Source organism: Nostoc sp. NOS(2021), assembly GCF_017115025.1.
GTDB lineage: Bacteria > Cyanobacteriota > Cyanobacteriia > Cyanobacteriales > Nostocaceae > Nostoc.
The window spans coordinates 1-13,552 of the sequence record NZ_JABXKM010000017.1; the positions used below are offsets into that span (position 1 = coordinate 1).

A 13,552-nucleotide genomic window follows, 5' to 3' on the forward strand; every position below is an offset into this window, starting at 1 on the left:
CTATGCTAATTGAGCATTATACTCCTTTTTAGTCTCCTTTGTTGTTTAAGTCCCGAATTCCACGCTAAATATAGGCTTTAGAAGAATTATTGTGCTTTACGATGGCGTACCCGCCCGCCGGAGGCGATCGCACTCTCGCAAAACGGGTATTTGGTCACAAAACCAGTCAGGCTATAGGTTCGGCAAGCTTATCCTTTAATTTTCGGCAATCTTTGACTTTAAGTCACATTAACTCTGATCAAATAATCGCTTCTTGTATCTAATTTTCAGTTTCGCAAAGGCTTGCTCAATTACATATTCTGGTAATCCCTTAACAGTAAAGCTATCTCAGCAGAGGTGAGGACACAAACCCTAGTTTTACCTTTTATTTATCCCGTAAGTTTAAACCGTTCTTGTAAAATACAAGCACTTACCATTCCTGTCAGAGTAAAAGTTACTTGAGTGCGTTTACTGTCATCCATTTGGGGCAGTTGATCTAGGAGTGCAATAACTGCTTTTTGGTCGTAGAACGGTAGTGATTTCATCACCTCGCCTCGCAGAGTATCCTGGAGTAGTTCTTGCAATGGCTGATTGCTTTGCAGAGCATAAGGTGGAGAAGAATACGAGTGCTTTTTACGATGATACATCGTGTCTGTCAAGAAAGGACGTGCCGCTTCTCGCAGCACATATTTTTCGGTCGTACCACGGATTTTGAGTGAAACAGGAAAGTCGCGCACTAGCTCAACCAGATGATGGTCAAGAAATGGCAGACGCCCCTCAATAGAATGTGCCATTTCTACACCATCGCCCAGCATTCTCAAAACGTAGTTTGGCAAAACCGTTTTAGACCACAAATAAAGGGATTGATTGACGGGTTCCCGCCCAGTTAGTTGACCCTGTACATCTAAGCGATTTAAAAAAATCCGAAAGGCATCGCGTTCTGCCACAAAAGCAGCAAATGCAGGCGTATAAAAAGGGTAAAGTTTCTTTATACCAGCTTTCATCAGGCCAACTGAAATATTTTTGAGCCAAGTTGGTACAAAACCTAAAGTCCGCTGCACGCTGTTTAAAGGCATCTCTGATGCATCAGTTTCTAATAAAAGCGCAGAAGCTGGATTGTTCAATTGCAATTCTGCTAATAGCTGCTGTACAGTTTGCTCATCTTGTCCTTCTCGATTGTAGAGCAACATATCCTCACGCATAGCGACATATCCTCCGAAGATTTCGTCAGAACCTTCACCCGTGAGTACAACTTTGTAACCCATATCTCGCGTCGCCTTGCTCAATAGATATTTACCAGCCGTGGAGATAGTATTGGAAAGCCTCTCACCGTAATAAACGGCATCGGCAAAGTTGCTGACAAGATCGGATTGGCTGACTGGAAGGATATGAAGATTTGCCCCGACGTGTTCGACTGTCTCGCGAGCGAAAGCTTGTTCGTCATAAGGGGGTTGATCAAAGGCGATAGTAAACGCCTGTATCGGGCCAGAGGTATGTCTAGCTGCCATTCCCAAGACAGTAGACGAATCGATACCACCGCTGAGATAGCAGCCAACTGGTACATCAGCCCACAAGCGAAGTCGAATCGCTTCGTCCAATGTGTAGCGAAGTTTTTCAATGTATTCGCCTTCACTATATTGAGTAAGAGGCTCGTTCATGCGGGGATAATTAAAATCCCAGTAGCGCATCAGTTGCCAGCCAGAGTGCGAAGCCAGCAGAAAATGACCAGGGGGAACCTCATAAATGTCTTGAAATAAAGTCCGATCTGCTTCTAGTACAGCGCTGTTGTATTGGAAAAAAGACTCTGGGTTCCAACGAGCAGGCACACCTGCTGCAAATAAAGCCTTGACTTCGGATGCTAAATAGAGAGTATTACCATTTACTGTATAGTAGAGCGGCTTGATGCCAAAGCGATCGCGAGCCGCAAATAGCAATTGATTACGTTCATCCCATAGCACAAATGCAAATTCGCCTCGCAAACGCTGTAAGCATTGTGTACCAAACTCGTCGTAAAGATGAAGGGCAATTTCACTGTCAGAACGGGTACGAAGCCTATATCCCCATCGTTTCAAGTCAGCCTGTATCTGTTCAAAGTCATAAAACTCTCCATTAACGACAATATGCAAGTTCTCCTCTTCGTTAGCAATCGGCTGTTCGCCGGTTGTCAGATCAATAATGCTGAGTCGGGCATGACCCAATCCAACTCGTTGATTGGGAGAAATCCAATGGTTTTGTCCGTCTGGTCCCCGATGATGTAAGCTTTGGGTTGCCCGTTTCAATGCCTCTTTGGAAATTGGTTCCTGTTTTGAGAAAAATGCAACAATTCCACACATCAATCTTTCTCCGACTTTTTTGCTACAAATTATCTTTGTCTATGTTGGAATGGCACTAAGAAAAGCGCAAATGTATTATTTACAAGGGTTTCATCACTTTGGAAAAACATCCGGCAAATGTTGCAGCGATCGCAAACTGAGAGTTGCAGATTATTCTGATTCCCGACCTTAAAACTATTAGTTTTATAGACCCCTTACCAGGCAAGTATTTCAGCTTTTCTTAGTGCCATTCGTCTATGTTGCCTTCTCTCAGTCGTTATTTTGAAAATTGATTTTTTTAAGGTTAATTACAAATAACACACTAATTTTTGGATAGGTTTACACAGCCCAAATTGGATAACTGCTTTTCATGAGTGTCAAGTAAATCTGGGTCAAGCCTTTGGATTGCACTTTGGTCACTACTTTTATCATAAGAACCACGCAACATTTTCCCATCAATTGCAACCACTTCACCTGACGTTATCTTAATAATTGATTTCATCCAATCAAGAAAACATGACTGAAACTGTTGGGGATTTATTTGTGCAAATACACGTGCAAATGTGAGCCAATCCGTTGCGGGGGTTCCCCCCCTTGAAGGAACTGGCGTATCGTGTGACGGAATACTATTTGGTAGTTCTAAAAATGTTTTTAACCATTCATATTTTGCACAACCATAAGTCTCAATTCCCACCCACCCATCAGCAATCATCAATATTTAATATGGGAGTTAACATTCATTAGAGTATCTGTATCAGGGTTGGAGTTGCCGGACTATTTGCTAATTTCATAACTTTGGGTTTGTGGATCTTCCGTACTTAGTGTGCTAACTTGAATTTATCCTCAAAGCTTTGCTCAGTGGACACGAATCGTCATTTTCGTTGATAACTGATGCGCGTGGGTGATGGCCGAGGCGCACCGCCGAGTACGCTTATCGTCTTTGGGTTTGGTGTGAGTAGGGTCAAATTATAGTTACGTAGCAACTTTGCGAGGATGATGGCCATCTCACTTTTGGCAAAGTTCATCCCTGGACATTTACGCCCACCTCCGCCAAACCCCATAATAGCATACTGGTCTTTGCCTTCGCCCCGTTCTTTGCTAAAGCGATCGGGGTCAAAAAGAGGTGGATTGCTAAACTTGCTTTCTAGATAATGGGAACTTCCGGCAGCTATAACCACACGCCAGCCTGCGGGAATTTGATAATCCCCGACTTGAACCTCCTCTTCAGTGACCCGCAGCAACATATCTGCGGAAGGTTTCAGCCTTACGGTCTCATCAATTACTTGGAAGGTTAGTGGCAAGCTTCTAAAGCTCATGGCATCGATGCTGTCATTTAGAACCTCAACTTCACTTTGTAAGCGTGCCAAAATGTTCGGATGTTGGAGGGTGAGGAGAACACACCAGGCGGCTTGCCGTGCGGTGGTATCATTTCCGGCAAAAATCAGACCCAGCCAGAGGTCTGCCGCCTTCTGGTCGTCGAGGTAGGTTCCATCGTCCAAAGGAGTATTGAGTAACAAAGATATAACATCGTCGTAGGACTCAGGAGCTTGACGACGTTGTTGGCAAAGGCGACCTAGAATGTTTCGGATCTTTGCCCTAGCGCGATCGCGACGTCTATATCTAGGCAGTGGCCAGTCAGGGGGTAAGATGATGCTCACGGACTTGGCAATATCCGAATATGCTTCCCAGAATTCCGAACCTAATTCATCTCGGAAATTTGATCCAGCAAAGGCGTGCCCAGCAATAGACCGCGTTACTAGGCGCATCTCGTCCATAATATCCATCTCGCCCGACTCCCCTAAACGATCAAGCCAGACATCAACTTCGTAGTTCATGGCATTTAAGTAGCCCAAGCTACGTTCTCTGCCGAAGATGATTGGTAGAAAAATGCGATGCTTTTTGTACTGCTCCTTTGAGGCGGTAAGGAATATTTCACCTATGGCATATTTCAGGATTTCATAGCCCTTGGCGATATTTAAGCTTTTGTCAGTTTCGTTGTAAAACCATTGATGGTATTCACTGCCAGTGACCACCACTATCGGTTTGGGTATCTTAACAGTAAATACATTACCTAACTCCTGATAGCCCTTGTAAAACAGAGCACCTTTGTCGTGCATAAATTGTGGAAGATGCCCAATAATCGGCCACCCCCCTTTGAGTACAGGTGGGAGTTGCATCGGATCTCCTGATTTCAAAGAGGAAGGATTTTCAAGGCTATCTGATAGATTATATTTCATTTCGTTCACTCCTCAAGATTGACCTAAGTAAGTCGCCGAGAAAAAACCAAACTATGTAACGAAAAGTAAAATCTCTGTATTTGGCTCGTAGTTGCGCTTTAGCGCTAAAGCATTGTTCAGAGCCGTGATTTGACGAAAACATGGACAAATGATAGGTGGATGGCTTCGACACACTGCGTGATTTTACATGATCTGCTTGAGTCAGACAATAGCCGTCTCCTTTTTGAGCGACTATCACCGCTCGGCGGGTGATGATATTTCGTCCAAAGCAAAATAGCCGTTGTAATCCTGCATATAAACGGCTGCTCGATGTCTAAAGAGAATGACAGCGGGAGTGCAGGTCATCAATTCCATGTCATATCCAGGAATGCACACTTTTGTACCAACTGGGTACAAGCGATTCCAGCGATCGACTTTTTTTCGCGCCTCAGCTGCTAGTTTCTCTTTATCCACCGTAAACTGGGTATTAAATTGGCTGGAACGTTCATCAGTGCGATCGTCCTTCATAGAGAACTGACTTGCCAAGGAGGGATCGACTTGACGATCGCGTTGAATATTAGAATTTTTTGGAGTATCGTCTGGCTGCGCTTGATATTCTCGTCTTATACTTGGGATTAACTTGGTTAAGATTCTACCGACACCTAGTTCCTCAAACTGCATTTCGTCTTGGGACAGCAGATAACCGATGCTTTCAGACCAGCGCACAGGAGATGTAATCTGCTCTGCTAACTGGGACGCAATCTCTTCTTGTCGATAGGGTCGTGCATTGACGTTGCATACCACAGGAATCGTCAGTTTTGAAAAAGAAAAGTTTTCCAGATACCGGGCAAACTCTTTTCTTGCAGAAACCATATAGGGAGAGTGAAACGCGCCACTTGTGTTGAGAGAAACGTAAACCGCTCCCTCATCTACTAGGACTTGCTTGGATTTCTCGATATCTGCTTTCAGACCTGATACAATGGTTTGGTGAGGCGAATTGTAGTTTGCAATATAAACTGCTGAGAGTCCATGAAAGTCTAGCATTGTCCGAATGTCGGCTGCCGCAGGGCCAATTACAGCTCCCATCGCACCATTGGGTGTACGGCTCATGAGTTCTCCGCGCCTTGCCACTAGGCGAATACCATCTTCAAAGGAAAAGGCTCCTGAACTGTGAAGTGCGTTGTATTCACCCAGACTGTGACCGGCTAAGAAATTAGGTAGCTTTCCAGATTCGGCTAGACGCAGTTTGTACGACAGCGCATTAATCACAAAAAGCGCCGGTTGTGTGAATTGTGTCTGATCGAGCTGGTTGTTTGGATCTTCCATGCACAATGTAACTATTGAATACCCAAGAATGTCACTGGCAATTTCCGTTTCCTCTGGAAATATTGCGAACAGTTGTTTTCCCATTCCTCTTGTTTGTGAACCCTGCCCAGGGAAAAGATAAGTAACCATTATAAATTAAGTTGCTATTCAGCATATAAGTTCCGCACTATGGTTCCCAAGGAAATTTTCCTTCGTTAACGTATCTCCGAATCTTGTCGAGATTCTCTTGAGAGCAAAACAACTGCTCGTTTGTCGAAACTGCCAACGATTGCGATCGCATCAGAATATCGTTTAGCTGGTGCATATATTTTTTATACTCAGATACGGCTGAATTCGACAGTCGGCTGAGACGAATCAGATGCTTACGTAATAGAGATTCGCTGTCTTCGGAATAGGCATCCACTAAACCACTGGCGGATGCGTCCTGGACTGAAATCGGCATGGTCGTCAACGTCATGTAATGAGATTTTTGCACACCCACTTTGCGAATTAGAAATGGTAACACACAGGCGGGAAACAGACCGAACATGAGTTCTGAGAGCGCGAAAGTTGCTGATTCATCCGCCAGTACGATATCGCAGGCGGCAACAAATCCGACTCCACCAGCACGCACCCTACCTCGCACATGGGCAATTGTGACAAATGAAGCGATCGCCAGCTGCATCCATAAATGGTACAAGCGTTCAGCATCGACCCTCCCAGCAGCATCATTCTGTTCAGCGATCTGGCGAAAGTCTGCACCAGTACAGAAAACATCCGGTAGTCCTTCAATGACAACGACACAAACCGCTTGTGATTTCTCTCTAGTTCTATTCTCACAAATGGCAAGGACATCTGTAAGTTCGGTTACGAGATGGTTGGTAATCGCATTCTCCGAATCTGACTGACACAGCTGAATGCGACAGGTTGACCCCTGAAACCGGACATTGATAGTTTGATACGTTAGCTCACCCATTCATACTCACGATGGAATTCTCGAATCTCGCGTAAGCTCAACAATGGTTTATCTTTCCAGGCCGATCGCATACCCGTAAGCATTGTGGGGTCTAAAGTCACATTTCTCGTTCCGAACCGGACACTGCGATTGCCCTGGAAAAGGTCTTCGTATTCCTCAATGGAAATCTGATAGCGTCGGTCTAGCATCGCCGCGATCTCAAACTGACGCTGCCACTGTTGTCCATTTGCTGTTACCACACCACTGTAGAACTCGGAGCAACAGCCCGAACCGTAGGAAAAGCAACCTAGTCGCTTTGGTGTCGTGAAATCACCATTATCGATCGTACTGGACAAAGATAACATGACTGTTCCGCCCATAATATTCCCCACCCGTTGGCAATAGCGAAGTCCTAGTGCAACTCGCTGATTAAAGTCAAGTTCAATATCGTTTAACTTTACCTGAGTGAATTTACGCATCATCATGCGGTGTGCCCCTTTGACCATGCCACCAAAAGGCGTGTGAAATGTTAAGTACCCAAAGGTGTCTTGATAGTCTACGCCTGAAACTCGCTTCTGATACTCAATAAACGCCTTCTCGCAGCAGTCGAGATATGACATCATAGACAGATCGACATCTCCCGATTCACTGTCTGGCACGGGACGGCAGGTATCCATGACCTCGTAGCCGTAATAGCCGTTTGCGCCCACATCGACTTGAAACACTTTTGGGTCATCACTAACGAGGATGGCTACTGCCCCTGCACCTGAACTTGGCTCAAAATAAGACCAGTCGTTGGTGAGTGCCTCACCCCCGGCGGTGACAACGAATCGGGAAATATCGGTGGCTACAACCAACGCCTTAGCACCCGGTGATGTTTGCGAGAGGATGAAATTAAGGGCCATTTGTAGTCCGGCAGTCGCCGCATAGCACGCTTGCTTCAACTCAAATAAGCGACAGCATCGATTCAAACCCAGGTATTGATGAATGTAGGCGCTAATGGATTTACCGAAATCAATCCCTGATTCTGAGCAGGTAATGAGCAATTCTATTTGTCCTTTTTCCTCTTCTGAGAGGGAGTCGATTAAAGGTTTGGCAGCGTTGACACCAAAAGTGATGGGATCTTCAAACGGGAGGGCAACGGCTTTTTCCTTCATTAATAAATTTTCAAACCGCCGCATATCTAGCTGTCGATGACGAGCCAGATCCATCACATCAAGGACGACACTACCGCCAAAAGCATTCATGCTTTCGATTCCAACTGATATCATGATTGTTCCTCCCTTAACATCGTCCGAGACATAATGCCGTATTGATTCCGCCAAACCCCATACTCAGGGCGATCGCATATTCGATCTGATGTGTAACAGATTTTTCCCGAACCCAGTTAAAACTTGAGTCGATTGGACTTTCTAAGTTTTTTGATGGATGAAGCATTCCAGCACGCATTTGTAGAACTGTTGTCACCACCTCAACAGCTCCTGCGGCGCTCAGTCCGTGACCGATCAGTGACTTGGTTGTATTGATATATGCGTGGGACAGACCTGCCTCACGAATGGCTGAAATTTCAGTATCATCGCCAGCGATCGAACCGCTACCGTGGGGATTGATATAGTCGATCGCTGGCGGCGACAATCCAGAACGAGCCAATGATTCCCAGATCACAGACACCTCACCTGACTTGGATGGATTGGGGTTGCGGTTTCCGTCCATCCTGGTCGCCCACCCCAAAACTTTGGCATAGGGCGAAACGCCAGAACGAGTCGCTGTATCCTCTTTTTCAATCACCACCACGCCACAAGATTCGCCAAAAATAAATCCGTCACGATCGCGATCGAAAGGGCGACTGGCTAATGATGGCTCATTCGCATAACGATTTGACCCCATAGCCCCCATAGCTCGCAGTCCTCGACACTCCCAATGGGACAGATCCATCAAAGCTCCCATAGCGATGCAGACATCAACTCTACCACTTGCAACAGCTTCGCTCGCCTCAATGACTGCCAACTGACCGCTAGCCGACGCGCCCCCTACGGTATGCGCGAATCCTTTCACAGGAAAATATTGGGTACAGAGTCCACAAATATCACTGTCAAGAAATGTCGTGCCATAACTCGGTCTGAGAAAATGAGGCCGATCTGCATATTTTTCCTGAATCAGCACCAATTCACGCTGCTGGAAATTCGATCCACCAACAATTAGACCGATGCGGCAAGGATCGACATCATCGAGTCGGGCATCCCGCCATGCTTCATCCAGGGTAGAAACTCCGACTTGAGCCGACCATGAGGCTGTCCGTAAATCTCTCTCGGCAATCCCATCAGGAATAACGAGATTGTCAATTTCGCAACCCAACAGACGCAGATTGGCATCAACGATCTTTCGCCCAGGTCGATTGAGTTCAGCAAAAGCAGATTTCCCAGCAAGTATCGCCTCTAAAAAATTAACTTTTCCTTGCGCGATCGCAGTGGTGACTCCAACTCCTGTAATAAGTATTTTAGGTAAACTGATGTTTTTCATACAGCAGATCGGTAAACTCGCCTATACTCTTGGCTTTTGCAAGCTCAATTAGAGGGATTTGTAGCGATAGCGATTCCAGCGTCATCATGACAATATCGGCTCGATCCATCGAGTTGGCTCCTAAGTCAGCAAGTCGATCCGTCTCAACAATAGAATGGCTCTCCAGTTCTGGAATAACTTCACAAGTGTGTTGGACAATGATGTTAAAGATACTATCCCTTGTAATCTCTGTTGTCATCTCGATTCTCATTTCTTCTAGGTCAATTGCACTTAATTGAACCAGTATTTATGCTCTCCTTTTTGCCTTTACCAGCATATACCCAAGATTCTCACACATATCCTCAAACATTCCGACCCAGCGGTTGATCGCTTGACTCTCAACGTATTGCAGAATTTCGGTCTCATACTGTTTGAAGGCGACTTTAACCTTTGGAACCAGAGGAGGAATTACAAATTCGGTTACGTCATCAATTTCGATCAGGTCAAACCCAGCCTCATCCAACAGTCCTGGATAATCTTCCTTTGGAATAAAGACCGAATGAATTTTTTCTTTGGCAAACGTCTTAAATTCTTTGGTAATGTTTGACCGTGTTGGCAAGTCAGCGATCAGTAATGTGGCCCCTGGCTTCAAGATTCGATAAGCTTCTCGTAGGGCTTCGCGGTGTCCCATGTGAAAAATAGTTTCAAAAAACCAGCCTCCGTCATAGGTTGCGTCGTCGCAGGGCATTTCCAACGCATTGCCCTGGATGAAGCGGACTCGATCGGACATACCAGCTTCGTCGGCTAGCTGCTTCGCCTTGTCGTATTGGTACTTGCTGATGGTAATTGCATCAACGAAACATTCTTTCGCTTTTGCAATCCGCATAGCTGGGACACCAACACCGCATCCCAGATCGCAGAAGCGTTCTCCCTGAGATATCTCCGACTTGTCGATCATAATCTGAGTCAGGCGATCGGCGGCCTCACCAAGACTGGCGTCAGAATTATTTTCATCCCAGTAGCCCCAATGAAACTGCCCGTCAAAGATGAGATGCCCTCCTTGACCTCCGGGCGCATTATACATTTCTGCTACCTTTTCTGGTATTGGACTGCTTATAGTTGCCCCGTTTTCCTCAATATCAGACTTACTCACTGAGTCCCCCATAACCTATAAACAGGATTTAGATTCTATGAACCTAATTTTGCTAAAGGCATTATACGTTATAAGCAGGTAGGTAAAAGAATTTAAACCTTTGTGAATGTTTACACTTGTGATTATTCCCGTTATTAATTTATATCAAGTTTATGGAGCAAATAACCTCAACAGAATTTAAGTCAGATTTTCTAACTGAAGCACGAGTTAGTCTAGGATTGGCTGTACCCTTAGCAGTTGCTCAACTAGCTGAATTTACCATACCTGTGATCAATTCGGTAATGATGGGTTTACTTGGCACTCAAAATTTAGCGGCGGGTGCTTTGGGTGTAGTTATTTTTCTGACTCTGGCATCTATTTGCATTGGTATTCTCAGAGCAGCAGGGGCGCTCGCTGCCGAGGCTTTTGGAGCAAACAATCTGGATAGAGTCAGCCGGATTAATTGTCAGGGACTGTGGCTGGCAGTTGCCCTATCTTTACCCGCGATGCTTCTGTTATGGAACTGTGATTCTATACTGCCCTTACTAGGTCAAGAAGAAAGCAATGTTCTATTGACAAAAAGCTATTTACATGTTCTGGTTTGGGGATTACCTGCTATGCTGGGTTTTTTATATTTAAAACAAATTGCCGCTGCAATCAATTTTCCCCAATTTGGCATGGTAATTATAGTTGTCTCTTTACTGCTGAATATACCTGTCAATTACGTACTGATGTTTGGCTTTTTAGGTTTCCCTGCCCTTGGTTTAGCTGGAATAAGCTGGGGAACTATGCTCGTTTATTGGGTGAGTTTCTTAGCCTCAGTTATGCTGATTTATTTTCATCCTAAAAGTAGAGACTACAAGCTTTTTCGCTATTTGGATGAGTTTGATCGAGAGATATTTGGTAAAATTTTTCAGATCGGATGGCCGACGGGAATTCAATTAGCAATTGAAATGGGGCTGTTCACCATCACGGCAATGCTAATGGGAAAGTTGGGAACCTCCAGTTTAGCAGCTCATGAAATTGCTCTCCAGGCATCAAGTATATTTTCAGCAATTACAATGGCAATTTCTTACACGGTTACGGCGAGAGTAGGGCAGATGATGGGAGAGAAGAACCCTAAGGGAGTAATGAGGGCAACCTTTGTTAATCTTAGTTTAAGCGCACTGTTCGCGTTCGTTGTAGCGATAGGTTTTGAACTGTTTTCCCAACCCATTGCCACCCTTTATTTAGACATTAATAATCCCGATAATGCCGTAGCAATTACTCAGGCAATAAATTTCCTAAAATTAGTTGCAGTCTACCAAGTTTTTTCTAGTATTAAAGGAATTGCAGTTGGGGCTTTGTTAGGATTGCAAGATACCCGCGTACCTATGATAATTAACACATTATCTTTCTGGGGTGTTGGGCTGAGTGGAGGTTATCTAATGGGAATAATTTTAGGATGGGGAGGAACTGGTTTATGGTACGGTTTAATTATGGCTCCGGCAATTTCCAGCATAATTTTAGTAGGGCGGTTTTATCTGAGAGCAAAAAAATTTGAGGAAGATTTAACTGGAGTCTCTGGTCAGACCCCAGTTTCAACTTTGTCTACTTAGTTTCCTTTTAGGCAAAATATTGGTAAACTTTGCTGATTTTATAGGTAAGTATTGACAAATGCAGCCAAATGCTTGGGAATGGCTAAATTTGTCGAAAAACAACTATGAAATTATCGGATTACGCTAAATCAATAGGTGTGAGCTATAAAACAGCTTGGCGAATGTGGAAACGCGGAGATTTAAACGCAACTCAGCTACAGAAAGAACAGATGATTTAATGCATGACTTTGTTTCTATTATTACCTCTTTCTGTGCAAGACTTTATTCAATTAGACGACGCACTCGGAAAACTGAATGTATTGTTAAATGCTTGCAGGAGGAGGAATGCAGTTAGTTGAAAAGCACGTAATTAAGAGAGGTCATAAGTACTACCAAGAAATTGATAGCTTATGCTTTTTATCTAAAAACCTTTACAATGCGTCTAACTACTTGATTAGACAAAACCTCTTTAAGACAAATAAAATTCTTAATTATAATCAGGTTCAAAAACTCACTCAAGAATCTGTTGATTATAAAGCTTTACCTGCTAAAGTAAGTCAACAAATATTAATGGTTTTAGACAGAAATTGGAAAAGTTTTCAAGCTGCTTTCAAAGCTTATGAAAAGAATCCATCCAAGTTTTTAAGTAAGCCGAAGCTGCCAAAATATAAAAATAAAGTTGAAGGTAGAAACTTAGTTGTTTATACTGTTCAAGCTTTGTCAAAACCGGCCCTAGTAAAAGGTTTGATTAAGTTAAGTCAGACTAAAATTGTACTGGCAACGAAAGCTAATAAGATTGCACAAGTTAGGATAGTACCAAAGCTTGATCATTATATTGTTGAAATTGTTTACAACAAGGAAATAGAACCAAAGCCACTAGATCAAAGTAAAATTGCTAGCATAGATTTAGGATTGAATAATTTAGCGGCTGTAACTTTCAATCAGTCCGGTTTCGTACCGTTCCTGATCAATGGCAGACCTTTAAAATCTATCAATCACTTTTTCAATAAACAAAAAGCAGAGTTACAAGCTATTCTGAAAACTGGCACTTCTAAGCAATTACAAAAGCTTTGTAGTAAACGTAATTTTAAAGTTGATGATTACTTGCACAAAGCCAGCAGATATTTAATCAATAAATTAATTGAATTAAATATAGGAACTTTAGTTATTGGTAAAAACGATGGCTGGAAACAAAAAATTGCTATAGGCAGTCGTAACAATCAAAACTTTGTACAAGTACCTCACGCCAGATTTATTGACCAGATTACTTACAAAGCCGAGTTAGTTGGAATTCAAGTAATTGTCAATGAGGAAAGCTATACATCTAAGGCAAGTTTTCTAGATCAAGATTTAATTCCTAGCTACAAAAAAGGTAGTGTTCATACTTTTTCTGGTAAAAGAATTAAGCGAGGTCTTTACAAATCTGAAGGAGGTAGTTTACTTAATGCAGATATAAATGCATCGTTAAATATCTTGAGAAAAGCAATCCCTGAAGCGTTTGCCCAAGGGATAAAGGGGATTGTAGTTTCCCCAGTGAAGGTAAAACTTCCTAAGTAAAAGTTGTTAGATATTTGTCT

11 protein-coding genes and 1 pseudogene are annotated in these 13,552 nt (G+C 43.6%); 3 read left to right on the top strand and 9 right to left on the bottom strand.

The features are described 5' to 3' along the window. Positions 1-101: 101 nt before the first annotated feature. On the top strand, positions 102-263 hold the full coding sequence (locus tag HWQ41_RS00685) for a hypothetical protein (protein ID WP_292758862.1): 162 nt from the start codon (positions 102-104) through the stop codon (positions 261-263). Between the two features lie 105 nt (positions 264-368). Here HWQ41_RS00685 and asnB read toward each other — a convergent pair whose 3' ends face one another. From asnB to HWQ41_RS00730, 9 genes and pseudogenes are all read right to left on the bottom strand, one after another. Continuing rightward, positions 369-2,312, bottom strand: coding sequence for an asparagine synthase (glutamine-hydrolyzing) (asnB, locus tag HWQ41_RS00690; RefSeq protein WP_292758865.1), 1,944 nt, complete (start codon positions 2,310-2,312; stop codon positions 369-371). A 373-nt stretch (positions 2,313-2,685) separates the two neighbouring features. Then, positions 2,686-2,994 (bottom strand): annotated as a pseudogene (locus HWQ41_RS00695) (ISAs1 family transposase); the annotation flags it as partial. A 169-nt stretch (positions 2,995-3,163) separates the two neighbouring features. Beyond that, positions 3,164-4,468 carry a cytochrome P450 gene (locus tag HWQ41_RS00700; protein WP_292758867.1) on the bottom strand — a complete coding sequence of 435 codons (1,305 nt, stop codon included), beginning with the start codon at positions 4,466-4,468 and terminating at the stop codon, positions 3,164-3,166. Positions 4,469-4,762: 294 nt separating this feature from the next. Further along, positions 4,763-5,962 (bottom strand): ACP S-malonyltransferase, encoded by a 1,200-nt coding sequence (gene fabD, locus HWQ41_RS00705; RefSeq protein ID WP_292758870.1) that lies wholly within the window; start codon positions 5,960-5,962, stop codon positions 4,763-4,765. A gap of 37 nt (positions 5,963-5,999) precedes the next feature. Further along, positions 6,000-6,788 (bottom strand): enoyl-CoA hydratase/isomerase, encoded by a 789-nt coding sequence (locus tag HWQ41_RS00710; protein WP_292758872.1) that lies wholly within the window; start codon positions 6,786-6,788, stop codon positions 6,000-6,002. Then, on the bottom strand, positions 6,776-8,038 hold the full coding sequence (locus HWQ41_RS00715; RefSeq protein ID WP_292758874.1) for a hydroxymethylglutaryl-CoA synthase family protein: 1,263 nt from the start codon (positions 8,036-8,038) through the stop codon (positions 6,776-6,778). The genes HWQ41_RS00710 and HWQ41_RS00715 overlap by 13 nt, the downstream gene beginning before the upstream one ends. Positions 8,039-8,051: 13 nt before the next feature. Then, complete coding sequence (locus HWQ41_RS00720) at positions 8,052-9,287, bottom strand: beta-ketoacyl synthase N-terminal-like domain-containing protein (protein WP_292758877.1); 1,236 nt, start codon at positions 9,285-9,287, stop codon at positions 8,052-8,054. Continuing rightward, the gene (locus tag HWQ41_RS00725) at positions 9,265-9,525 is read right to left on the bottom strand and encodes an acyl carrier protein (protein ID WP_292758880.1); all 261 of its coding nucleotides are present in this window, start codon (positions 9,523-9,525) and stop codon (positions 9,265-9,267) included. Before HWQ41_RS00725 ends, HWQ41_RS00720 begins: the two co-directional genes overlap by 23 nt. 48 nt (positions 9,526-9,573) lie before the next feature. Next, positions 9,574-10,431 (bottom strand): methyltransferase domain-containing protein, encoded by an 858-nt coding sequence (locus HWQ41_RS00730; protein ID WP_292758883.1) that lies wholly within the window; start codon positions 10,429-10,431, stop codon positions 9,574-9,576. A gap of 140 nt (positions 10,432-10,571) precedes the next feature. On the opposite strand from HWQ41_RS00730, the gene HWQ41_RS00735 reads away from it, so the two are divergent. Both HWQ41_RS00735 and HWQ41_RS00740 read left to right on the top strand, forming a co-directional pair. Next, entirely contained in the window at positions 10,572-11,996 is a 1,425-nt protein-coding gene (locus tag HWQ41_RS00735) for an MATE family efflux transporter (RefSeq protein ID WP_292758886.1), read from the top strand. 324 nt (positions 11,997-12,320) lie between these two features. Next, on the top strand, positions 12,321-13,532 hold the full coding sequence (locus HWQ41_RS00740) for a transposase (RefSeq protein WP_292758888.1): 1,212 nt from the start codon (positions 12,321-12,323) through the stop codon (positions 13,530-13,532). The last annotated feature ends 20 nt before the right edge of the window (positions 13,533-13,552 follow it).